Here is a 22115-nt window from a genome sequence, read left to right as displayed (position 1 = left end):
TATTTTCACTGCCCTTTGTTTCATGTCCAATTGCTCTGCCGTTCAGAGGCGGCCGGAGGCCTTCAAAGCCAGGTACGCGTCGGCGAGCGCAGGCGCCAATTCGGCAGGGGTTGCGTCGACGACAACGACGCCGTGGCGTGTCAGACGTTCCGCCGTCTGTCGGCGTTCTTCTTGTGCTTGTGCGGCGGCGGCAGCCCCGTACACGGCTTCCGTCTCAGCTCGGCCCTCTGCCATCAGCTGGACGTGTGGGTCCGAGACGGACGCTGCGATCACGACATGGCCTTTGGTGAGGCGGGGGAGAAGCGGCATAAGCCCTTCTTCTACCGGCGCTGCGTCGAGACTGGTGAGAAGAACGACCAGCGAGCGGCGTGGAGCAGTCTTCAGAATGGTGGAGGCCAGGCCTCGGGCATCGGTTTCGACGAGTTCCGGTTCGATCGAGGCGAGGGAATTGACCAGTGCTGGAAGAAGATCCCTCGCAGATCTTCCCTGAACCAGGGCGCGGACCCGGCGGTCGTAAGCCAGGAGATCCACGCGGTCGCCGGCTTTCGCAGCCAGGGCAGCGATCAGCAGCGCCGCGTCCATTGATGCGTCCAGACGGGGTGCGTCGCCGACCCGTCCGGCCGACGTGCGGCCGGTGTCGAGGGCCAGGAGGATGTGGCGGTCCCGCTCAGGACGCCACGTACGTACCGCCACAGCCGATTGGCGGGCGGTGGCGCGCCAGTCGATGGACCTGGTGTCGTCGCCGGGAACGTAGTCGCGGAGGCTGTCGAACTCTGTGCCTTCGCCTCGGGTCAGCACACTGGTCCTGCCGTCGAGTTCGTGCAGGCGTGAGAGCTTCGACGGCAGGTGCTTGCGGCTGTGGAACGCCGGCAGGACGCGCAGCGTCCAGGGGACTTCGTGGCCGCCTTGGCGGGACATCAGCCCAAGCGGGCCGAAGGAGCGAACCGTGACACGGTCGGCTTGGTGATCACCGCGGCGAGTGGGGCGAAGCCGTGTGGTGATCCGGCGTCGCTCCTTGGGCGGGATCACGACCCGCTGCCGTGCCGCGGTGGCTTCCAAGCCCGGTGTCCAGCTGCTCGGAGGCCAGGCGTCTCGCAGCTGGGCCCGCAGCCGGCGGTTGGAGGAGTTCGTGACGGTCAGGTCGACGTCCGCAGCCTCCCCGAGTCGAACGCTTGTGTCACCGGATCGGGTGAAGTGCAGCCTTCGCACTGGCGCGGCGAGGGCGTAGTCGCACATCATGGCTAGTGCGAGAGGGGAATTGACGGCAAGCAGCCCCGTCCAGCTCGGCTCGAAGAAGCCGACGGGGATAGTGCCGAGAGCTGCGAGGAAAGCGGCGCGTCCGGTGGGGGCCATGAGCAGCGGCCTCAGCGGGGTACGGGGACGTGGGCGAGGATCGCGCTGATTACTGAATCAGCGGTGACTCCCTCCATCTCCGCCTCGGGACGCAGCTGCACCCGGTGTCGCAAGGTAGGCAGCGCTAGAGCCTTCACGTCGTCCGGGGTCACATAGTCCCGGCCGGTGAGCCAGGCCCAAGCGCGGGCAGTGGACAGCAGCGCGGTGGCCCCACGGGGAGAGACGCCGAGAGTCAGGGAAGGCGATTCGCGCGTAGCACGGCAGATGTCGACGACGTAGCCGGTGATTTCGGGGGAGAGGGATGTTTTGGCGACTGAGACGCGGGCCGCTTCGAGGTCTGCGGGGCCGGCCACGGGCTGAATTCCAGCAGCCTGAAGGTCGCGTGGATTGAATCCGTCCGCGTGCCGGGTCAGTACGGCGATCTCATCCTGACGGGACGGCAGCGCGACGTTGAGCTTGAGGAGGAACCGGTCGAGCTGCGCCTCAGGGAGGGGGTATGTGCCCTCGTATTCGACCGGGTTCTGGGTTGCTGCTACGAGGAAGGGCTCGGGGAGCAGGCGGGGTGTGCCGTCGACGGTGACCTGGCGCTCCTCCATCGCTTCGAGGAGGGAGGCCTGCGTCTTCGGAGGGGTGCGGTTGATCTCGTCGGCGAGCAGCAGGTTCGTGAACACGGGGCCGGGCTGGAAGGAGAACTCGGTGGTGCGCGCGTCATAGACGAGTGAGCCGGTGACGTCGCTCGGCATGAGGTCGGGTGTGAACTGGACGCGTTTGGTGTCGAGTTCGAGGGCGGCCGACAGGGCTCGTACGAGGAGGGTCTTGGCGACGCCGGGGACGCCCTCAAGCAGGACGTGGCCGCGGCACAGCAGAGCGACCACCAAACCGGTGACCGCAGGGTCCTGGCCGACCACGGCCTTGGCGATCTCGGTGCGCAGGGACTCCAGGGAGGAGCGGGCGGTGTCCGCGTTCCCTGCGGGGTCTGCGATCGGGGCGCTCATGAGGTGCGTACCTCTCTTTCGAGGGCGTCGAGTCGGTCGGCGAGGGTGATCAGAGCTGCGTCGTCGGGTGGGGGAGGTCCGAAGAGGAGAGCGTGGAGGTAGCCCGACGCGTCGGGGAGTCGGGCGGAGACAGCCGGGAGCAGTGTCTCCGGAGCGTGTGCCCTGGCAGGAGGAACGCCTACCAGCCGTGCGAGGCGGGTGCGAGTCGCCGAGCGCAGGGCTTTCGCTGCGCGGTCGCGGGCTCTTGCCTTGCTGTAGAGGCGGGCTCTGCCCTCGACGGCCTCGGAGGCGCGGATGGCGACAGGCAGCCGCTCCTGAACCAGAGGGCCGAGACGGCGGCCACGCCAGAGAGCGGCGAGGACGGCGGCGACGGAGAGCTGGAGAGCCGCCCAGCTCCAGCCGGAGGGGATGAGTTCGAAGAAGCTGCGGTCGCCGCTGTCGGCCGCGGAGGGGTCACTGACCGAGGGGAGGTACCAGACCAGATGAGGTCGGGACCCGAGCAGTTGAAGGGCGAGCGAGGCGTTGCCGTGCTTGTCGAGGCGGTCGTTGTAGAGGATGTCCGGTGCGCCGAGAAGCACGGTGTCCCCGGCTCCGGATCGGATGCGCAACAGGGTGGGGAGGCCCTGGCTGCTGTAGCAGGAGGTCGTACGGGAAAGGTTCGAGGAGTAGCGGATGCCGCCGGTGTCGGCGTTGCCCGCGCTTTCCGCCTCCGGGAGCGAACAGGCCGGCCGCAGGGTGGTCTCATTGCTCGGTCGTTCGGCGCGTACGCCAGGTGTGAGAGTGCCGACGGAGGCCTGACCGGGGGCTACCAGGACGGTGCGGCCGGATGCTCGTCGCATGGCGTCGTTGAGGGTGGACTGCTGCTCTCCGGTGAGCAGGTCGGGGGTCGCGATGAGGAGCGTGGAGTCCGGGCCGGTGGCGGCTGCGGCTGCCTTGCTGGTGGTCACCACGCGGGTGGTGACGCCTCGGTCGGCGAGGAGTTCGGAGACCGCGCGGCTGCCGTAGGGGTCGGCCGAGCGAGGGTCGAGCCGGCCGTGATGGCCGCCGGAGCGGACACCGGCGATGGCGAGGCCGGCGACGAGCAGGACGACCAGGGCGAGCAGCAGACCGCGTGTACGGGTCCACACCTGGCGAGGAGTGGTGGCGACCGAGGTGGGAGCGGTGGGCGCGGTCATGTGGCGGTCCCCGGGGGAGAGGCGAGGACGGGGCGGGTGCGCTCGATGTCTCGGTCGAGGGAGGCGACGCGGCGGTATGCCTGCTCGTCGGCGCTGCGTCCTCCGTACGTGACGTCGTCGAAGTCGCGGGCAGCCGTGTGGAGTCGGTCGCTGTGCGAGGGCAGGGACCTGCCGGCTTCGGCGGCTGCTTCATCGGCGGTGCGGCCGGGGCGCGGGTCCAGGAGGGCGCGCTCTTCGAGGGAGCGCACGAGGGCACGCATCCGTTCCTGGAGTGCCTGGTTCCACTGCCGGTCCGCGGCGTGGGCCTCGGCGGCAGACCGGTGCTCGGCGGCGCTGCGCGGCCGGTCGTCGAAGACGGGCGCGGATGACGACGGGGCGCGGTGGGGTGTCCCCAGGCGCCACCACAGGGCGCCCAGGAGCAGCACGGCCACGAGGACGATCACGACGAGCCCGGCCGCACCGCCGGGTGTTGCTCCCGCGGCGGCGTCGAAGAGGTCGCCGACCCACTCCCAGAAGCGGTCCAGCGCGCGCTGGAGGAGGCTCGGATCGTTCTCGTGGTACATGGGCCTGGACAATTCGCGCTCCGCGGCCTCCCGCGCCGGATCACGCGGGATTGTGACCGGCGGTTCGTCGTCGGACAGCGGCAGCGCGGTCCACGTCCTGTGGAGTCCCCCCGTCGTCACCGCATCAACTCCCCGGTGTGGTGCCGGGGTTGTGGGAGCCGTAGTCCTGGATGCCGGCCGCGCGGGCCAGCTCCAGGTCGAGTGCCTCGCGGCGGATCCGCAGGTCGATGTAGAGGAGCACGGTGACGCCCGCCGTGATGGGGAAGGCGAGCATGGAGCCGATCACCGAGCCGATGCCCGTGATGATCAGGAACGTCCAGCCGACGTTGCCGACGCCGCTGCTGAGGAAGCTGCTGACGCCGTCGCCGCTGAGGGCCACAGCCACAGCGGTGAACGGGATCAGGATGATCGACACCACGATGTTCACCAGGATCGCGGCGAGCAGCTGGATACCGAAGACCCTCCACCAGGAGCCCTGGACCAGCTTCGCGGACCGCCCGAGCGCCTTGCGTACGGACTGCTTCTCCAGCATCAGCGCGGGGGAGGAGAGGGAGAACCGGACCATCAGCCAGATGGCGACGACCAGTCCGCCGAGCCCACCGAGGAGGGCGAGCGCGGTGCCGGCCGCGGAGGCTCCCGCCACGGTCACCAGGATGCCGGGCAGGGCGCCCACGGTGACGAGGGCGGCGGCCAGCAGCGGCAGCAGGAAGGTGAGCCCGAGGAGGCGGGGGAGCTGCGGGCGGGCATCGCGCCAGGCCTCGCCGGTCGTGACCGGCTTACCGAGGACGGCACGGCTGGTGACCATGGTGAGCAGGGCGGTGACGACGAAACTGCCGAGCAGCGACACCAGGAGGATCACGCTGGAGTCGCGCAGGGTCTCCACCATGGCGGTGGTCAGTTCGTCGACGGTGGCGCTCGGGTCGTTGAGGGCGTCGGTGCTGGTCTGGGACTTGAGGACCAGGCCCTGCAGCAGGACGATGACGACCTCCGTGACCACGGCCACGGTGAGGGAGATGCCGAGGACCGTGCGCCAGTAGGTGCGCATCGTCGAGACCGCGCCGTCGAGGATCTCGCCGATGCCGAGAGGGCGGAGCGGAATGACGCCGGGCTTGGCCGCGGCGGGCGGCATGCCCCAGGCTCCGCCACGCCAGCCTCCGCCGCCACCCCAGCCACCGCGCGGCTGGCCAGGAGGCACGCCAGGACCGCCGCCCCAGCCGCCGTGACCGCCTTGGCCCGGAGGCGGTGGTGTCTGGCCGGGGCCGGAGGCTCCCGGTGCGGACCACTGGGCGGGCGGCGGCTGTTCCTTGGACCACTTCGAGGGCGGCCCGTCCTGCGGGGTGGTCGGCTCGGCGGGGCGGGGCGTCTCCCCTTCCGGTCCGTCGGAGGGGGCAGATCCGGGCGAGGCCCAGCCCGGAGTGTCGTTCATCGTCGCTCCTTCACGGTGCACGACCGCGGTTGCGGCGGCGGGTTGGCTGCCATCGTGCCACGGTGTGCTCGTTCCAGGACGGGGTGCTGGATGAGCTGGTTACCTTCAATTGTCCGGCAGGGAAAGGGCAGACTGGGCGAATGCCTGATCAGTACGCGCAATCCCACGACAGCGGCGGGCGGATACGGACGCCTTCGATCCGCTGGGACGAATCATCCGACGGTCCTGTGCTGCTCCTCCTCGACCAGACGCGGCTGCCGGCCGAGGAAGTCGAGCTGGCGTGCAAGGACGTACCGACGCTGGTGCAGGCGATCCGGTCCCTGGCCGTACGGGGAGCGCCGCTCCTCGGGATCGCCGGGGCGTACGGGGTCGCGCTCGCCGCCGGGCGGGGACAGGACGTGGCGGAGGCGGCGGAGGCGATCGCCACCGCGCGGCCCACGGCGGTGAACCTGGGCCGTGGGGTGCGCCGGGCGCATGCCGCGTACCGGGCCGCAGTCGAGGGTGGGGCCGGGCAGGCGGAGGGGGCTGCCGCGGCGCTGGCCGAGGCGAAGGCGCTGCACGCCGAGGACGCCGAGGCGAGCCGGCGGATGGCCGGGCACGGTCTGACGCTCCTGGACGTGCTGCTGCCCGGAGGTGGACACCGGCTGCTGACGCACTGCAACACCGGGGCGCTGGTGTCCGGCGGAGAGGGCACGGCGCTGGCGGTGGCGATCGCCGCCCATCGGGCGGGCCGGCTGCGACGGCTGTGGGTGGACGAGACGCGGCCGTTGCTGCAGGGCGCCCGGCTCACGGCCTACGAGGCAGCGCGGCACGGGATGGCGTACACCTTGCTGACGGACAACGCGGCGGGTTCGCTGTTCGCTGCGGGGGAGGTGGATGCGGTCGTGATCGGGGCGGACCGGATCGCGGCCGACGGTTCGGTGGCGAACAAGGTGGGGAGCTATCCGCTCGCTGTGCTCGCCCGTTACCACCACGTGCCGTTCATCGTGGTGGCGCCGGTCACGACGGTGGATCTCGATACGCCGGACGGCGCTTCGATCGAGGTCGAGCAGCGGGCAGGTCAGGAAGTGACGGAATTCCCGGTGCCGCAGGAGGCGGGAGAGGTCGGGGCGCCGGGGAGCCGGTCCGTGGCGCCGGTGGGGACGCAGGCGTACAACCCGGCGTTCGACGTGACGCCGCCGGATCTGGTGACGGCGATCGTCACCGAGTACGGGGCCGTCTCGCCGGTGACCGCCGACGGGCTCGTGGAGCTGTGTGACAGGTCACGCCAGGTAACGATTAGCTAATGGGATGATGTCAGTCATGAAGGGACGAGTCCTTGTCGTCGATGACGACACCGCACTGGCCGAGATGCTCGGCATCGTGCTTCGAGGTGAGGGTTTTGAGCCGTCGTTCGTAGCAGATGGCGACAAGGCGCTGGCTGCCTTCCGTGAGACCAAGCCTGATCTGGTGTTGCTCGATCTGATGCTGCCCGGTCGGGACGGCATCGAGGTGTGCCGCCTGATCAGGGCGGAGTCCGGGGTGCCGATCGTGATGCTCACGGCCAAGAGCGACACCGTGGATGTGGTGGTGGGCCTTGAGTCGGGAGCCGACGACTACATCGTGAAGCCGTTCAAACCGAAGGAGCTGGTGGCCCGGATCCGGGCCAGGCTGCGCAGGTCGGAGGAGCCGGCTCCGGAGCAGCTGGCCATCGGTGACCTGCTCATCGATGTGGCCGGTCATTCCGTGAAGCGGGACGGCCAGTCGATCGCGCTGACGCCGCTGGAGTTCGACCTGCTGGTGGCGCTGGCGCGTAAGCCGTGGCAGGTGTTCACGCGTGAGGTGCTCCTGGAGCAGGTGTGGGGCTACCGGCACGCGGCGGACACGCGGCTGGTGAACGTGCATGTGCAGCGGCTGCGGTCGAAGGTCGAGAAGGATCCGGAGCGTCCGGAGATCGTTGTGACCGTCCGTGGTGTCGGTTACAAGGCCGGACCGAGCTGACATGTCCCGGGACAGCGCTGCTTCGGCGCCCGGGGAGCCGGGGGACCGCCAGGGGTGGCCGGTGAGCCCGTCAGGGCGCACCTCCCGGTTCGGGCGGTTGATCGACGGTGGGCTGCTGCTGCAGGACGGTGTGCAGGGCAGCCCGGTGCTGCGGCTGTTCGCACGCTGGGTGAGGCGACCGCTGCTGCCGGTGATGCGGCTGTGGCGGCGCAACATCCAGCTGCGGGTGGTCGCGGCCACTCTCGTGATGTCGCTCGGTGTGGTGCTGCTGCTCGGCTTCGTCGTGATCGGGCAGGTGCGCAACGGCCTGCTCGACGCCAAGGAGAAGGCCGCGCAGATCCAGGCGACCGGTGGGTTCAAGGTCGCTCAGGAGAACGCGGCGAACGGCCGGGGCGCGGGCGGCGGTGCCGCAAACGGCGGCATGGGCAAGCAGAACTCCAGCCTGTGGCGCAACGACCTGGTCACTCAGCTGTCGAGCGGCGGCCAGAGCGCGTTCCACGTGGTCGCTCTGGCCGCGGGTAGCGACGCCGGCCCGGGACGTGCACCGCGTGCCTCGGGCTATGTCGAGGGGCTGAAAAGCGTTCCGAGCGAGCTGCGCACCCGGGTCGACCGTGCCGACGGCGCGTATCAGAGCTTCTCGCGGATCGTGTACACGGAGAACGGACCGGACCCGGTCGCCGGGCTGGTGATCGGCAAGCGGCTTCCGGACATCAACAACGATCCGTACCAGCTGTACTACCTCTTCCCGCTGACGCAGGAGGAGAAGTCGTTGAGCCTGGTCAAGGGCACCTTGGCCACGGCTGGGCTGTTCGTGGTGGTGCTGCTCGGGGCGATCGCCTGGCTTGTCGTGCGGCAGGTCGTGACGCCGGTGCGGATGGCGGCGGGGATCGCGGAGCGGCTGTCGGCCGGACGGCTTCAGGAACGTATGAAGGTCACGGGCGAGGACGACATCGCGCGGCTCGGTGAGGCCTTCAACAAGATGGCGCAGAACCTGCAGCTGAAGATCCAGCAGCTGGAGGACCTGTCGCGGATGCAGCGCCGGTTCGTGTCGGACGTGTCGCACGAGCTGCGGACGCCGTTGACGACGGTACGGATGGCGGCCGATGTCATCCATGAGGCGAGGGTGGACTTCGATCCGGTGACGGGGCGGTCGGCCGAGCTGCTGGCGGACCAGCTGGACCGGTTCGAGTCGTTGCTCGCGGACCTGCTGGAGATCAGCCGGTTCGACGCGGGCGCAGCGGCGCTGGAGGCGGAGCCGACGGACCTGCGGGACGTCGTACGCAGAGTGGTCGGCGGGGCCGAGCCGCTGGCCGAGGCGAAGGGCGGCCGGATCCGGGTCGTCGGCGACGCGCAGCCGGTCGTGGCGGAGGCGGACGCGCGCCGTGTGGAGCGGGTGCTGCGCAACCTCGTGGTGAACGCGGTGGAGCACGGCGACGGCAAGGACGTGGTCGTACGGCTCGGCGCTGCCGGAGGTGCGGTGGCGGTCGCGGTGCGTGACTACGGAGTGGGTCTCAAGCCGGGGGAGGCGACGCGAGTCTTCAACCGGTTCTGGCGCGCCGACCCGGCACGCGCGCGTACGACCGGTGGCACGGGCCTCGGGCTGTCGATCGCCCTTGAGGACGCGCGGTTGCACGGCGGCTGGCTGCAGGCCTGGGGCGAGCCGGGAGGCGGTTCGCAGTTCCGCCTGACGTTGCCGCGTACCGCGGACGAGGCGCTGCGGGGCTCGCCGATACCCCTGGAGCCGAAGGACTCGCGCCGCAACCGTGGGCTGCACGAGGCCGGCCTGGCGGGCGGCGAGCAGGGCAAGCAGGCGACGGTGCCGGCGCAGCCGGTGAGTGAGCGTGCGCCGGTGGCCGTACCGCCGACCGCGTCGTCGGTGCTCGTGACCCCGCCGAGCGCGGACCCGACGGCGCTGCCGGGGAGCGGAGCGCGGGTGGTGCCGCGCCAGGTGGGGCCGCCGGAGGTGCTGACGGGCGGCGGAGCAGTCACCGGGGCAGCCGCCGGGGCAGTCACCGAATCAGCCACCGAGGCAGTCGCTCCGGATGCGTCAACCGGCGGCATAGAAGAGCAAGTTGAGGCAGAGCCAGAAGTGCGGGCCGTATCGGCACCGGCGGAAGAGGAGAGCACGCGTGGGCGCTGATCGTGGACGGTTCGGCTTCTTCCGATCCGCGCGTACCGCGTTGGCACTCGCTTGCTCGGCTTTCGTGCTCGCCGGGTGTGCCTCCATGCCGGACAGCGGCGGAGTGGAACAGGTGGACGCCTCCCCGCAGGAGCCGCGGGTGCAGGTCTTCGCCGTGCCGCCGCAGGAGGGCGCCAGCCCCTCGGAGATCGTCGAGGGCTTCCTTGAGGCGCTGACCAGCGATGATCCGGAGTTCGCGACAGCACGCAAGTATCTGACCAAGGAGGCGTCGGAGCGCTGGGAGCCGAAGCGGTCCACCACGGTCCTGGCCGACGGCCCGAACGCGGACTCGACGCGAACGAGGACGGACCCCGACGGCAGCGGATACACGTACGCGCTGACGGGCCGGATGATCGCGACGGTCGACGACGAGCACGCGTACCGCTCGGAGCAGGGGAAGTACTCGTCGCTGGTGCACCTCGTCCGGCAGAACGGCGACGGCAATGGCGACGGTGACAGCGGCGGTGACGGTGGCGAGTGGCGGATCGACGTGCCGCCGAGCGGCGTGGTGCTCGCGCAGGCCGACTTCGAGCGGCTCTACCTGCCGGTCAGCAAGTACTTCTACGCCTCGCCGTCCTCGTCGGACGGCGGGTACGCACAGTCGTCGCCGGCGATGGTCGCCGACCCGGTGTACATCCGTAAGCGCATCGACCCGGTGACACAGGCGGTGCGTGCGCTGCTCGACGGACCGACCAACTGGCTCGACAACGTCGTGGATTCCCGCTTCCCGTCGGGCATCGCGCTGAAGAAGGGCACCAAGTCGCTGGCGCCCGACGACCAGAACCGTCTGAAGGTCCCGCTGAACGAACGGGCCGATGCCGTGAAACCGGACCGCTGCGCGAAGATGGCGGCCCAACTCTTCTTCACCCTGAGGGACTTGCCGGCCGCAGGCATCGAGCAGGTGGAGCTGCAGCGCGCGAACGGTACGAAGCTGTGCGCGCTGGACTCCGACCAGGCGGAGGCGAGCGCTCCGAACCGTGCGCTGAGCGGCGCGGACTACCAGTACTTCATCGACGACAAGCACCGACTGGTGCGGATGCCGAAGAACGGCGACGAGGTGGAGCCGGCCCCGGGCCCGCTCGGCAGCGGCGAGCGGCAGCTGCGCTCGGCCGCGGTGTCGCGCGCGGAGGACCGTGCGGCGGGGGTGTCGAACGACGGACGTTCGCTGTACGTGGGCTCCCTGCTGTCCGACGAGCGGCTGGAGAAGACGAAGGTACGCAGTGAGGCCAAGCAGGAGAAGGACCGCCTGACCAAGCCGAGTTGGGACGGCCGGGGAGATCTGTGGGTCGCCGACCGGGACCCGCGCGACCAGCGGCTGCTGTGGCTGGCGCAGGGCGGCGGGAAGCCCGTGGAGGTCAAGGTCGTCGGCCTGGACGACGCCCGGATCAACGCCGTACGGGTGTCGGCGGACGGAGTGCGGGTCGCGCTGATCGTCGAGCGGGACGGCAGGACGGAGCTGAAGATCGGCCGCGTGGAGCGCCAGGGGACGTCCGAGGACCCCGAGGTGTCGGTGGTCGAACTGCGCCCCGGGGCACCGCAGATGGAGGAGGTCACGGCCATGTCCTGGGCCGGCGGCAGCCGTCTCGTGGTGGTCGGCAAGGAGGCCGGCGGGGTTCAGCAGCTCCAGTACGTGCAGAGCGATGGCTCGGTCGTACAGGACGCGGCGCTGCCCGCCCTGACCGGGGTGACAGACATCGCGGCGTCGGAGGACGAGCGGCTGCCGCTGGTGGCCCGCTCGGAGGAGGACGGCATCGTCCGGCTGCCTCCGGGGGCGAGCTGGCGGCCGGTGGTCAAGGACGGGACGTCGCCGGTCTATCCGGGGTAACCCGGCTCTCGTGGACGGTCGGGGCTGTGCGCCCCTCCGATGGCCTGCGGCTCGGGCTACGCCCCATGGCGGTGATTGACGGGCCGTCAAAAGGGGTGCAAGGCAGCGTAATTGGCGTGTGCGGACCCAGCTCGCCGCCACATCCCCGCGTCCTCCTGAGAGTTATCCACAGGGGTGGCACAGAGCTGTGCGCGTTGGCACAGTGAAGGCATGCGGGGTTGGTGGCGTGACCTCGCCGACCTGGTGCTGCCCGCCGACTGCGCGGGCTGTGGGCAGCCCCGCACGCTGCTGTGCGACACCTGTCGGGCGGCGCTGTACGGCAGGGAGCCGCGCCGGGCGCGGCCCAACCGGGAGCCGGCCGGGCTGCCGGAGGTGTACGCGGCGGCGCCGTACGCGGACGGGGTGCGCCCGGTGCTGCTCGCGCACAAGGAGCGGGGCGCCCTGGGGCTTGCGCATCCCCTGGGCCTGGCGCTCGCGGGTGCCGTGCGGGCGGGGCTCCGGGACGGCGGGGAGGTACTGGACGACGGGGGCGAAGTGTGGAGCGAGGAAAACAGGGGACACGGGGGGCACGGTGAAACCGATGGGGGCGGTGCATACGGAGGTGATGCGTACGGAGGCGGCGCACGCAGAGGTGATGCGTACGGAGGCGATGCGTACGGACAGGAGAGTCTGCTGGTCCTGGTGCCCATGCCGTCGGCCGGACGGGCCGTCGCCGCGCGAGGGCACGACTCGGTGCGGCGGATCGCCCGCGAGGCCGCCCGCGAACTGCGGCACTCGGGCATCGCCGCGCAGGTGCTCCCGGTGCTGCGGCAGCGGCGCCGCGTCGCGGACCAGTCGGGGCTCAACTCCCGGCAGCGGATGGCGAACATGAGCGGTGCGCTCGAAGTGCTGCCCGGCGCGGAGCGGCTCCTCGCGGGCCGCCGCCTGGTCCTGGTCGACGACCTGATGACCACGGGCGCGTCCCTCGCGGAAGCCGCCCGCGCACTGACCGCAACCAGGCCAGGACCGGGCGCTGCGGGAACGCGAGTACGTGTTACGAGAACGCAAGTAACGCCGCCAGTAAGACAGGCCGGGTCGCGAGAGAGGGGCCGGGGCGGAACAGTGGATGCAAGCATCCCCAACGCCCGGTCGGAAGCGCCGAGAACGATCGAACAGCGGGGAATGTTCCCCCTGACCGCAGCAGTGATCGCCACGTCACCGGATTCCTTCGAAATAAACCGGAACTGAGCGGGAACTTGCATCGTTGCAGGTAGTGGGAGTGGAAATGCACCTGAACGGAGGTACGTCGCAGTAGAGGGTGACGCCATCCGTCCGGGCGAGATATGTTCGGTTGTGAGGAAAGGTAGGCGCCTGACCTCGTATATCGGAATGCCGGTGCATGGGTTTTCTGCAATCACCCGCACTGGTGGGGTGGAGATCTTGCCCGCGGGGGAGGAGGAGGTGGAAGTCACCAAGTCCGAGACTCCGGGGTCACCGGAGTCTGGTGCAAAAGGGAGACGCTCCGCCTGAGGCTGCGGAGCGATCCGGGAACGGAGTTCTGCGTGGACATCGTCGTCAAGGGCCGCAAAACAGAGGTGCCCGAGCGGTTCCGCAAGCACGTGGCCGAGAAGCTGAAGCTGGAGAAGATCCAGAAGCTCGATGCCAAGGTGATCAACCTCGACGTCGAGGTGTCCAAGGAGCCCAATCCGCGACAGGCCGACCGTTCTGACCGCGTGGAGATCACTCTGCGCACGCGCGGCCCGGTGATCCGGGCAGAGGCCTCGGCCAGCGACCCGTACGCTGCGCTCGACCTGGCCCAGGAGAAGCTGGAAGCACGACTGCGCAAGCAGCACAGCAAGCGCTCCACGCGCCGTGGCAATGGCCGCCTCTCCGCGGCCGAAGTGGCCGACCGGGTGCCCGGCGCGGCCACGCTCAACGGCGACGGCACGCCCGTCCCGACCACGGAGGACGAGGGCGTACCGACGAAGCGGATCGGTTCACTTGAGATTCAGGGCGAAGGCCCGATCGTGGTGCGCGAGAAGACCCACGTCGCGACACCCATGTCACTCGATCAGGCGCTCTACGAGATGGAGTTGGTCGGGCACGACTTCTACCTCTTCGTCGACTCCGAGACCAAGGAACCCAGCGTCGTCTACCGACGGCACGCCTACGACTACGGCGTCATCCACCTCAGCACGGACCCGATGGTGTCGAAGGCCCAGTCGACCGCGCCCGGCGGCTCGCTCGGCGGCTGACCCGGCTGACCCCGGCTGACCCCGGCTGACCTTCGATGGCAGCGACGACGGTGCCCCTGGAGCGCATGTGCGCCCCCAGGGGCACCATCGTGCGACCCCTTCCGGCGTTGGTGCGCCGCCGGGGCATGAAATCATGGCCGAGCAGGCCAACCCGTGTGCAATGGAAGCGGGTTGCGGCAAATTGAACAGGCCTCGGCCTTCAGGGGGAGGAACGATGGCGGGCACGTTTGGACCGTTGCGTGACGAGGATGCGGACGACGGTGTCGTAGGCATCGGAATGGAGGCGGAAACCCCACGGAAGGAACCCATCCGGGTCCTCGTGGTGGACGATCACGCGCTCTTCCGGCGGGGGCTTGAGATCGTCCTCGCACAGGAGGAGGACATCGAGGTCATAGGGGAAGCGGGGGACGGCTCCGAAGCCGTGGACAAGGCAGCCGACCTGCTGCCCGACATCGTTCTCATGGACGTCCGGATGCCCAAGCGCGGCGGCATCGAGGCGTGCACCGCGATCAAGGAAGTGGCACCGAGCGCAAAGATCATCATGCTGACGATCAGCGACGAGGAGGCTGACCTCTACGACGCGATCAAGGCCGGAGCCACCGGCTACCTCCTCAAGGAGATCTCCACGGACGAGGTGGCGACCGCGATCCGTGCCGTCGCCGACGGGCAGTCGCAGATCAGCCCGTCGATGGCGTCGAAACTGCTCACCGAGTTCAAGTCGATGATCCAGCGCACCGACGAGCGTCGGCTCGTGCCCGCACCGAGGCTCACCGACCGAGAGCTCGAAGTGCTGAAGCTGGTCGCCACGGGCATGAACAACCGCGACATCGCCAAGGAGTTGTTCATCTCCGAGAACACCGTGAAGAACCACGTGCGCAACATTCTGGAGAAGCTGCAGCTGCACTCCCGCATGGAGGCCGTGGTCTACGCGATGCGGGAGAAGATCCTGGAGATCCGCTGACAGCGGACGCGCTGACAGCGGACGCGCTGACAGCCGATGCGGTGGCGGCGGCTCAGGCGAGGGCCGCCGCCAGCGGAGCCCGCAGCTCCGGCGGTGTCACCCGCTCCACCCGGACCTGATCGCAGCCCACCCACCCGGCGGCCTCCCGCAGCGCCCCGGCCATGGGCTCCACGGCCTTCGGCGTGTCCAGGGAGGCGTGCTTCGCCACCAGCGTGCCGCCCTCGCGCGCCGGGTCCACGCGGCCCAGGAGGCGGCCCCCGGACAGCAGCGGCATCGCGAAGTACCCGTACACCCGCTTCGGCTTCGGGACGTACGCCTCCAGGCGGTGGGTGAAGCCGAAGATCCGCTCCGTGCGCGCCCGTTCCCAGACCAGGGAGTCGAACGGCGACAGCAACGTCGTCCTGTGGCGTCCCCGCGGGGCGCTCGCCAGGGCCGCCGGGTCCGCCCAGGCCGGCTTGGCCCAGCCCTCGACCCGCACCGGCACCAGACCCGAATCGGCGACCACGGCGTCGAACTCCTCGCCCTTCAGCCGGTGGTAGTCCGCGATGTCGGAGCGCGTGCCCACGCCGAGCGCCTCGCCGGCCAGCCGCACCAGGCGTCGCAGACACTCCCGGTCGTCCAGATCGTCATGGAGCAGCTCGCCCGGCACGGCGCGCTCCGCCAGGTCGTACACCCGCTTCCAGCCGCGGCGCTCCACACACACCACCTCGCCGTACATCAGCGCGCGCTCCACGGCGACCTTCGACTCGGACCAGTCCCACCACTCGCCCTTGTTCTTCGCGCCGCCCAACTCGGTGGCCGTGAGCGGGCCTTCGGCGTGCAGCTGCTTGACCACCTGGTCGTACGCCGACTGCTTCAGGTCGTGGTGCCAGTGCGGGCGGTTGCGGTACGCGCGGCGGCGGAAGGCGAAGTGCGGCCATTCCTCGATGGGCAGGATGCACGCCGCGTGCGACCAGTACTCAAAGGCGTGTGTGTCCGTCCAGTACGCCTCCTCCACCGGTCTGCGGCCGACGGCGCCGAGCCGTGCGTACGGGATCAGCTCGTGGGAGCGGGCCAGCACCGAGATCGTGTCGAGCTGGACGGCGCCCAGGTGGCGCAGGACGCCGCGCACCCCGCCCCGGCGGTCGGGCGCGCCGAGGAAGCCCTGGGCGCGCAGGGCGATACGGCGGGTGTCGGCGGCGGAGAGCTCGACTTCGGGGACGGCTGGTGCCACGGCGGAGGTCATGTCCGTACCGTAGAGCCCGCCACTGACAGTCAGGGCCGGCCTGCGGAATTCGCCGGCAAGTACGGGTCCAGCGGCCGCAGTTCGAGGTCGGAGGGCAGCAGTGAGCCGACCCAGCAGTCGCGTCGGGTGCCGCGGTGCAGGAAAGCGGCGCGCAGCGTGCCCTCCATGGTGAAGCCGGCGCGGACCGCCACCGCGCGTGAGGCGGTGTTCCCCACTTCGGCGCGCCACTCCAGACGGTCGATCGCCGCGCGTGTGAACGCCCAGCGCGACAGGGCGCGGAGCGCTTCGGTGACGTGGCCGCGGCCACGCTGTTCCTTCACCGACCAGAAGCCCACTTCCGCTGCGCCCTCACCGCGCACCATGATCCCCATCACCGCCACCAGAACGCCCTGCGCGCGCGTGCGGATCGCGAACGTGTACTCCCTGCTGGTGCGCCAGGCCTCCGGGGCGAAGTTCCGCGTGAAGTTCTCGGCGTGTTCGCGCTCATAAGGAGAGGGAACGGTCGTCCAGCGCTGAATGCCGGGGTCCTGGCAGGCGGCGAAGCAGTCCTCGGTGTCGTCGGGGCCGAGGGGGCGCAGAATCAGACGTTCAGTGGTGAGTGTGACCGGTTCCATCGGTCGATTCTCGACCGTGCCGACAACGGGCGCCAGAACTTTTGGCGAGCGCACGGGCACCTGGCGGGACTCTGAAACGTTCTCCAGGAGAATGGCGGGTGGCCTTCGTCACGACGACCCTCCCGAGCCGGAGTCGTCCTCGCTTACGATGGCCGTTGCGGTGGGGCCCACCTGCTGTGCCCGAACCGCCACGAATCCGAGAAAGAAACCGACCGAGCCAGGCCCGACCGGCAAGGAGACCAACCCTCGTGTCCGTCTTCAACAAGCTCATGCGTGCAGGCGAAGGAAAGATCCTGCGCAAACTGCACCGCATCGCGGACCAGGTCAACTCCATCGAAGAGGACTTCGTCAACCTCTCCGACGCCGAGCTGCGCGCCCTCACGGACGAGTACAAAGAGCGTTACCAGGAGTGGGTCGACAGCGAAGGCAAGTCCGGAGACAGCCTCGACGACCTGCTGCCCGAGGCCTTCGCCACGGTCCGCGAGGCCGCCAAGCGCGTCCTGGGCCAGCGGCACTACGACGTCCAGCTGATGGGTGGCGCCGCCCTCCACCTCGGCTATGTCGCCGAGATGAAGACGGGTGAGGGCAAGACCCTCGTCGGCACGCTGCCGACGTACCTCAACGCCCTGTCCGGCAAGGGCGTCCACCTGATCACGGTCAACGACTATCTGGCCGAGCGCGACTCCGAGTTGATGGGCCGCGTCCACAAGTTCCTGGGCCTGTCCGTCGGCTGCATCATCGCCAACATGACGCCGGCCCAGCGCCGCGAGCAGTACAACTGCGACATCACCTACGGCACGAACAACGAGTTCGGCTTCGACTACCTCCGCGACAACATGGCCTGGTCCCAGGACGAACTCGTCCAGCGGGGCCACAACTTCGCGGTGGTCGACGAGGTCGACTCCATCCTCGTCGACGAGGCGCGTACGCCGCTGATCATCTCCGGCCCCGCCGACCAGGCCACCAAGTGGTACGGCGACTTCGCCAAGCTGGTCACCCGCCTGACCAAGGGCGAGGCCGGCAACCAGCTCAAGGGCATCGAGGAGACCGGCGACTACGAGGTCGACGAGAAGAAGCGCACCGTCGCCATCCACGAGTCCGGCGTCCAGAAGGTCGAGGACTGGCTGGGCATCGACAACCTCTACGAGTCGGTGAACACCCCGCTCGTCGGTTACCTCAACAACGCCATCAAGGCGAAGGAACTCTTCAAGAAGGACAAGGACTACGTCGTCATCGACGGCGAAGTCATGATCGTCGACGAGCACACCGGCCGTATCCTCGCCGGCCGCCGCTACAACGAGGGCATGCACCAGGCGATCGAGGCGAAGGAAGGGGTGGACATCAAGGACGAGAACCAGACACTCGCCACGATCACCCTGCAGAACTTCTTCCGCCTCTACAGCAAGCTCTCCGGAATGACCGGTACGGCCATGACGGAGGCCGCCGAGTTCCACCAGATCTACAAGCTGGGCGTCGTTCCGATCCCGACGAACCGCCCCATGGTCCGTATGGACCAGTCGGACCTGATCTACCGCACGGAGAAGGCCAAGTTCGACGCGGTCGTCGACGACATCGCCGAGAAGCACGCCGACGGCCAGCCGATCCTCGTCGGCACCACCTCGGTCGAGAAGTCCGAGTACCTCTCGCAGCAGCTCGCCAAGCGCGGCGTGCCGCACGAGGTGCTGAACGCCAAGCAGCACGACCGGGAGGCGTCGATCGTCGCCCAGGCCGGCCGCAAGGGCGCCGTCACGGTCGCCACGAACATGGCCGGTCGTGGAACGGACATCAAGCTCGGCGGCAACCCCGACGACCTTGCCGAGGCCGAGCTGCGCCAGCACGGCCTCGATCCCGAGGAGCACATCGAGGAGTGGGCCGGGGCCCTGCCCGCCGCCCTGGAGCGCGCGGAGGAGGCGGTCAAGGCCGAGCACGACGAGGTGAAGGACCTCGGCGGGCTGTACGTCCTGGGCACCGAGCGGCACGAGTCGCGCCGTATCGACAACCAGCTGCGCGGTCGTTCCGGCCGCCAGGGCGACCCCGGCGAGTCCCGCTTCTACCTCTCGCTCGGTGATGACCTGATGCGCCTGTTCAAGGCGGCGATGGTCGAGCGCGTGATGGCGATGGCGAACGTCCCGGACGACGTCCCGATCGAGAACAAGATGGTCACGCGCGCCATCGCCTCGGCCCAGTCGCAGGTCGAGCAGCAGAACTTCGAGACGCGTAAGAACGTCCTCAAGTACGACGAGGTCCTGAACCGGCAGCGCGAGGTCATCTACGGCGAGCGCCGCCGCGTCCTGAAGGGCGAGGACCTGCATGAGCAGATCCGTCACTTCATGGACGACACGATCGACGCGTACATCCAGGCGGAGTCCGCCGAGGGCTTCGCCGAGGAGTGGGACCTGGACCGCCTGTGGGGCGCGTTCAAGCAGCTCTACCCGGTGCAGGTCACCATCGACGAGCTGGAGGACCTGGCCGGTGACCGCGCGGGCCTGACCGCCGAGTTCATCAGCGAGTCCATCAAGGAGGACATCCACGCGCAGTACGACGCGCGCGAGGAGCAGCTCGGCTCGGAGATCATGCGCGAGCTGGAGCGCCGCGTCGTGCTGTCCGTCCTGGACCGCAAGTGGCGCGAGCACCTCTACGAGATGGACTACCTCCAGGAGGGCATCGGCCTGCGCGCGATGGCGCAGAAGGACCCGCTGGTCGAGTACCAGCGCGAGGGCTTCGACATGTTCACCGCGATGATGGAGGGCATCAAGGAGGAGTCCGTCGGCTACCTGTTCAACCTGGAGGTCCAGGTCGAGCAGCAGGTCGAGGAGGTCCCCGTCGAGGACAAGGCGCCGTCCCTGGAGAAGGAGCCCGTCGAGGACGCGGTGCCCGCGGGCGCCGGTCGTCCGGAGATCCGCGCCAAGGGCCTGGAGGCCCCGCAGCGCCCGGACCGGCTGCACTTCTCGGCGCCGACGGTCGACGGCGAGGGCGGCGTCGTGGAGGGCGACTTCAGCAACGACGACGACGGTTCGGCCCGCTCGTCCTCGAACGGCAGGACGCGCGCGGAGCGCCGCAAGGCCCAGAAGGGCGGCCGCCGCCGCAAGAAGTGACGCGAGCGGCGCGCAGCCCGCGCGTGGCAGGCACGCACGCACCACGTGCGCAGCCCGCGCGTGGCAGGCACGCACGCACCACGTGCGCAACCGCGCCAGCAGGCGCGCACGCGTAGCCCCCGTCGGCAGGCACGCAGCGCACACATAGCGCGTACGTCGTCGTACGTCGTCGTGCGTCGTGCGTCGTCGGGGCCGGGGCTCAGCGGATGCTGGGCTTCCGGCCCCGCGGCGTGGGGCCTCCTCCGCCCCGAGGCTCAGACGGGCTGGCGTTCCCCGCCCAGTTCCACGGCGGCGCAGCGCCAGCGCAGGTCGGAGCCGCGCTCAAGGCGGAACGCCATCGCCCGCACCTGGTCCCCGGCGCCGATGCACGCGCTGGCCTCGACCACACCCGGGCTGAGCGGGAGGGCCCGGCAGGTGCGGATGACGGGGCGCGGCCCGTGCGCCTGGAACGGCGCGTGCGGGGCGAGCTCGACCAGCTGCTGGTAGCCGTGGCCGACGGTGTGGTTGAGCATCCAGTGCACCGGCCGCTCGCCGCTCAGCACGGCGAGGAGCCGCTCGGCGAACAGCTCGTGCGGCTTGAACCGCCTCCGCTGTGCCGGTACGGCGGCGGGCCTGCGCTGGTCGCGCCGGTTGCCGGGCCTGGTCACCGCCCGCCCGCCGGGGCGGGAGCCGCCGTTCCGCGGGCGGCCGGGGCCCCTGGAAGCCCTGGAACCGTGGGAGTCGTTGTACGTGCCGTCCATGATCGTTTCCCCGTATCTGCTGGGCCCGGAATTACTACCGGGCAGTAGCTACGGGATTTCTTGTAGGGGCAGGAGGCCCTGTCGCGCAACGTGGCATCACTCTCCGTAAAGCCCTTCCGAAAGATCACCTATCAGAGTGAGAGGCCAAGGGGCGACTGGCCTCGGAGGCGTTCATTCCGGGGATAATCCCGACGTAAGGGACGGGGTGGAGCGGTGAAGCAGCCCACCCGATGGGGGACGTCCGACACGTATCCTGAGGGTCCTCAAGCCCACGTCCACGACGAAGGAAGCGGCGGCCCATGCGCGTCTACGTACCCCTGACCCTCCCCGGGCTCGCCGAGGCGCACAAGGCGGGCGAGCTGGGCCCCGGCCCGCTGACGGCCTACGCGGTGACGCCGGCGCTGCGCGAGTGGTACGTCTCGGACGACATCGAGGAGCTGGAGTACGCGGCGCTGAACCGGGCCGCGTCCGCCTCCCTGCGGATGCTCGCCGGCAGCCCCGCGGCGCCGCGACGGCGGGTCGTCGTGGCCGTGGACGTGCCGGACAACGAGGCGAGCGTGGACCCGGACCACGCGCTCACCGTCAGCACGCTCGGCGAAGTGCGCCTGGCCCGGCCGGTGCCCCTGACGAAGGCGGCCGCGGTCCACGTCGACGCGGACGACGCCGAGGCCGACGTGCGGGCGGCGGCGGACGCCCTGGGCGCGGCGGACCAGGGGGACGACGACGCCCGGTTCACGGTGGACGGGGCGGAGGACCACGAGCTGCTCTGGTTCGCGACGCAGGAGATCCCGAACCTCGTAGGATGAGGTAGAACCCCTCCTGACCAGGCCTTCCGTCGAGTTATCCACAGGCTCCGGGGCGGATCGCGTTCTGCGGGTACCGTCTTGGGCATGGGGAAGCAGCAAGCACCGCACATCGTCTGGGACTGGAACGGCACGCTGTTCCACGACATCGACGTGGTCATCAAGGCCACCAACGCGTCGTTCGAGGAGATCGGCCTGCCGCCGATCACGCTTGAGCGGTACCGCGAGCTGTACTGCGTGCCGGTGCCGCGCTTCTACGAGCGGCTTCTGGGCCGCCTGCCCACCGACGAGCAGTGGGAGGTCATGGACGAGGCCTTCCACCGCCACTACTGGTCCCTGGCGGACAGCGCGGGTCTCGCCGAAGGGGCGGGCGAGCTGCTGGCCGACTGGCAGGCGGGCGGACTCACGCAGTCGATGTGCTCCCTCGCCCCGCACGACCGCCTGCTGCCGATCGTGCGGACGCACGGCATCGAGCACCACTTCATACGCGTCGACGGGCGCGTGGGGAACTCGGCCGGGGGCAAGGCCGAGCACATGGAGCGGCACGTCGCCGCGCTGGCCGCGACCGTCGACCCGGCCCGGATCGTGGTGATCGGGGATGCGGTGGACGACGCGGTGGCCGCCGCGCACGTGGGGGCCCGCGCGGTGCTCTACACCGGCGGCTCGCACAGCCGCACCAGCCTCGCCGAGGCGGGCGTCCCGGTGGTGGACACGCTCGCGGAGGCGGTCACCGAGGCGAGACGGCTCGCGGCCTGAGGGGGCGGACCGATGGCGTGAATCGTGCGGTGCGCCGGTGCCTGAGGCCGGGGCGGAGAGGGGTGACGCATGAACCAGGGGGTGTTGTCCCTGTCCAGAGTGTCAAAGGAAGGGCCAGTCTTTTGTACACATACAGCCCATGACGTGGTCCCGGTGCGGGGCGATAGCCTGGACCCGTGATCAGCGCGATA

18 protein-coding genes are annotated in these 22115 nt (G+C 69.8%); 10 read left to right on the top strand and 8 right to left on the bottom strand.

Going from position 1 to position 22115, the window contains the following annotated elements; genetic code table 11:
• Positions 1 to 42: 42 nt before the first annotated feature.
• From QIS99_RS25085 to QIS99_RS25065, 5 genes are read right to left on the bottom strand one after another with little or no spacing between them, the layout of a single operon-like run.
• On the bottom strand, positions 43 to 1353 hold the full coding sequence (locus QIS99_RS25085) for a DUF58 domain-containing protein (RefSeq protein ID WP_282515905.1): 1311 nt from the start codon (positions 1351 to 1353) through the stop codon (positions 43 to 45).
• Positions 1354 to 1364: 11 nt separating this feature from the next.
• On the bottom strand, positions 1365 to 2348 hold the full coding sequence (locus QIS99_RS25080; RefSeq protein ID WP_282515904.1) for an AAA family ATPase: 984 nt from the start codon (positions 2346 to 2348) through the stop codon (positions 1365 to 1367).
• Entirely contained in the window at positions 2345 to 3523 is a 1179-nt protein-coding gene (locus tag QIS99_RS25075; RefSeq protein ID WP_282515903.1) for a DUF4350 domain-containing protein, read from the bottom strand. Before QIS99_RS25075 ends, QIS99_RS25080 begins: the two co-directional genes overlap by 4 nt.
• A complete protein-coding gene (locus QIS99_RS25070; protein ID WP_282515902.1) occupies positions 3520 to 4206 on the bottom strand; it encodes a DUF4129 domain-containing protein in 687 nt (228 codons plus the stop codon). Before QIS99_RS25070 ends, QIS99_RS25075 begins: the two co-directional genes overlap by 4 nt.
• 4 nt (positions 4207 to 4210) lie before the next feature.
• Positions 4211 to 5512, bottom strand: coding sequence for a hypothetical protein (locus QIS99_RS25065; RefSeq protein WP_282515901.1), 1302 nt, complete (start codon positions 5510 to 5512; stop codon positions 4211 to 4213).
• 140 nt (positions 5513 to 5652) lie between these two features.
• On the opposite strand from QIS99_RS25065, the gene mtnA reads away from it, so the two are divergent.
• The 7 genes from mtnA (at position 5653) to QIS99_RS25030 (ending at position 14691) form a co-directional block, all read left to right on the top strand.
• Positions 5653 to 6798, top strand: a complete 1146-nt coding sequence (gene mtnA / locus QIS99_RS25060; RefSeq protein ID WP_282515900.1) for an S-methyl-5-thioribose-1-phosphate isomerase — start codon at positions 5653 to 5655, stop codon at positions 6796 to 6798.
• A gap of 4 nt (positions 6799 to 6802) precedes the next feature.
• On the top strand, positions 6803 to 7492 hold the full coding sequence (mtrA, locus tag QIS99_RS25055; RefSeq protein WP_282515899.1) for a two-component system response regulator MtrA: 690 nt from the start codon (positions 6803 to 6805) through the stop codon (positions 7490 to 7492).
• Between the two features lies 1 nt (position 7493).
• Positions 7494 to 9632 (top strand): MtrAB system histidine kinase MtrB, encoded by a 2139-nt coding sequence (mtrB, locus tag QIS99_RS25050; protein ID WP_282515898.1) that lies wholly within the window; start codon positions 7494 to 7496, stop codon positions 9630 to 9632.
• Between the two features lie 85 nt (positions 9633 to 9717).
• Positions 9718 to 11496, top strand: coding sequence for an LpqB family beta-propeller domain-containing protein (locus QIS99_RS25045; RefSeq protein WP_282515897.1), 1779 nt, complete (start codon positions 9718 to 9720; stop codon positions 11494 to 11496).
• Between the two features lie 210 nt (positions 11497 to 11706).
• On the top strand, positions 11707 to 12723 hold the full coding sequence (locus tag QIS99_RS25040; protein WP_282515896.1) for a ComF family protein: 1017 nt from the start codon (positions 11707 to 11709) through the stop codon (positions 12721 to 12723).
• 314 nt (positions 12724 to 13037) lie between these two features.
• Entirely contained in the window at positions 13038 to 13730 is a 693-nt protein-coding gene (gene hpf / locus QIS99_RS25035; protein ID WP_282515895.1) for a ribosome hibernation-promoting factor, HPF/YfiA family, read from the top strand.
• Positions 13731 to 13944: 214 nt separating this feature from the next.
• Positions 13945 to 14691 carry a response regulator gene (locus tag QIS99_RS25030; protein ID WP_282515894.1) on the top strand — a complete coding sequence of 249 codons (747 nt, stop codon included), beginning with the start codon at positions 13945 to 13947 and terminating at the stop codon, positions 14689 to 14691.
• A 52-nt stretch (positions 14692 to 14743) separates the two neighbouring features.
• Here QIS99_RS25030 and QIS99_RS25025 read toward each other — a convergent pair whose 3' ends face one another.
• Both QIS99_RS25025 and QIS99_RS25020 read right to left on the bottom strand, forming a co-directional pair.
• Entirely contained in the window at positions 14744 to 15916 is a 1173-nt protein-coding gene (locus QIS99_RS25025) for a winged helix-turn-helix domain-containing protein (RefSeq protein WP_282515893.1), read from the bottom strand.
• 29 nt (positions 15917 to 15945) lie between these two features.
• Positions 15946 to 16530: a GNAT family N-acetyltransferase gene (locus QIS99_RS25020; RefSeq protein WP_282515892.1), complete on the bottom strand. Its 585-nt coding sequence runs from the start codon at positions 16528 to 16530 to the stop codon at positions 15946 to 15948.
• 248 nt (positions 16531 to 16778) lie between these two features.
• On the opposite strand from QIS99_RS25020, the gene secA reads away from it, so the two are divergent.
• Positions 16779 to 19625: a preprotein translocase subunit SecA gene (secA, locus tag QIS99_RS25015; RefSeq protein ID WP_282515891.1), complete on the top strand. Its 2847-nt coding sequence runs from the start codon at positions 16779 to 16781 to the stop codon at positions 19623 to 19625.
• Positions 19626 to 19879: 254 nt separating this feature from the next.
• Here the strand turns inward: secA and QIS99_RS25010 are convergent, their stop codons facing one another.
• Entirely contained in the window at positions 19880 to 20365 is a 486-nt protein-coding gene (locus tag QIS99_RS25010; protein WP_282515890.1) for an Rv3235 family protein, read from the bottom strand.
• Positions 20366 to 20664: 299 nt separating this feature from the next.
• Here QIS99_RS25010 and QIS99_RS25005 point away from each other — a divergent pair, with 299 nt between their 5' ends.
• On the top strand, positions 20665 to 21171 hold the full coding sequence (locus QIS99_RS25005; RefSeq protein WP_282515889.1) for a DUF6912 family protein: 507 nt from the start codon (positions 20665 to 20667) through the stop codon (positions 21169 to 21171).
• An 84-nt stretch (positions 21172 to 21255) separates the two neighbouring features.
• Entirely contained in the window at positions 21256 to 21924 is a 669-nt protein-coding gene (locus QIS99_RS25000; protein WP_282515888.1) for an HAD family hydrolase, read from the top strand.
• Positions 21925 to 22115: the final 191 nt, after the last annotated feature.

It is taken from the genome of Streptomyces solicavernae, from assembly GCF_029968095.1.
Lineage (GTDB): Bacteria > Actinomycetota > Actinomycetes > Streptomycetales > Streptomycetaceae > Streptomyces > Streptomyces solicavernae.
Note: the sequence above shows the minus strand (reverse complement) of the source record. Positions and strands in the feature narration are given on the sequence as shown.

Coding starts and splice junctions, on each gene's coding strand:
- QIS99_RS25005 (WP_282515889.1), top strand. CDS start 20,665: ATGCGCGTCTACGTACCCCTGACCCTCCCCGGGCTCGCCGAGGCGCAC.
- QIS99_RS25045 (WP_282515897.1), top strand. CDS start 9,718: ATGCCGGACAGCGGCGGAGTGGAACAGGTGGACGCCTCCCCGCAGGAG.
- QIS99_RS25030 (WP_282515894.1), top strand. CDS start 13,945: ATGGCGGGCACGTTTGGACCGTTGCGTGACGAGGATGCGGACGACGGT.
- QIS99_RS25040 (WP_282515896.1), top strand. CDS start 11,707: ATGCGGGGTTGGTGGCGTGACCTCGCCGACCTGGTGCTGCCCGCCGAC.
- QIS99_RS25085 (WP_282515905.1), bottom strand. CDS start 1,353: ATGGCCCCCACCGGACGCGCCGCTTTCCTCGCAGCTCTCGGCACTATC.
- QIS99_RS25020 (WP_282515892.1), bottom strand. CDS start 16,530: ATGGAACCGGTCACACTCACCACTGAACGTCTGATTCTGCGCCCCCTC.
- mtrB (WP_282515898.1), top strand. CDS start 7,494: ATGTCCCGGGACAGCGCTGCTTCGGCGCCCGGGGAGCCGGGGGACCGC.
- QIS99_RS25080 (WP_282515904.1), bottom strand. CDS start 2,348: ATGAGCGCCCCGATCGCAGACCCCGCAGGGAACGCGGACACCGCCCGC.
- QIS99_RS25065 (WP_282515901.1), bottom strand. CDS start 5,512: ATGAACGACACTCCGGGCTGGGCCTCGCCCGGATCTGCCCCCTCCGAC.
- mtnA (WP_282515900.1), top strand. CDS start 5,653: ATGCCTGATCAGTACGCGCAATCCCACGACAGCGGCGGGCGGATACGG.
- QIS99_RS25025 (WP_282515893.1), bottom strand. CDS start 15,916: ATGACCTCCGCCGTGGCACCAGCCGTCCCCGAAGTCGAGCTCTCCGCC.
- QIS99_RS25010 (WP_282515890.1), bottom strand. CDS start 20,365: ATGGACGGCACGTACAACGACTCCCACGGTTCCAGGGCTTCCAGGGGC.
- QIS99_RS25075 (WP_282515903.1), bottom strand. CDS start 3,523: ATGACCGCGCCCACCGCTCCCACCTCGGTCGCCACCACTCCTCGCCAG.
- QIS99_RS25000 (WP_282515888.1), top strand. CDS start 21,256: ATGGGGAAGCAGCAAGCACCGCACATCGTCTGGGACTGGAACGGCACG.
- mtrA (WP_282515899.1), top strand. CDS start 6,803: ATGATGTCAGTCATGAAGGGACGAGTCCTTGTCGTCGATGACGACACC.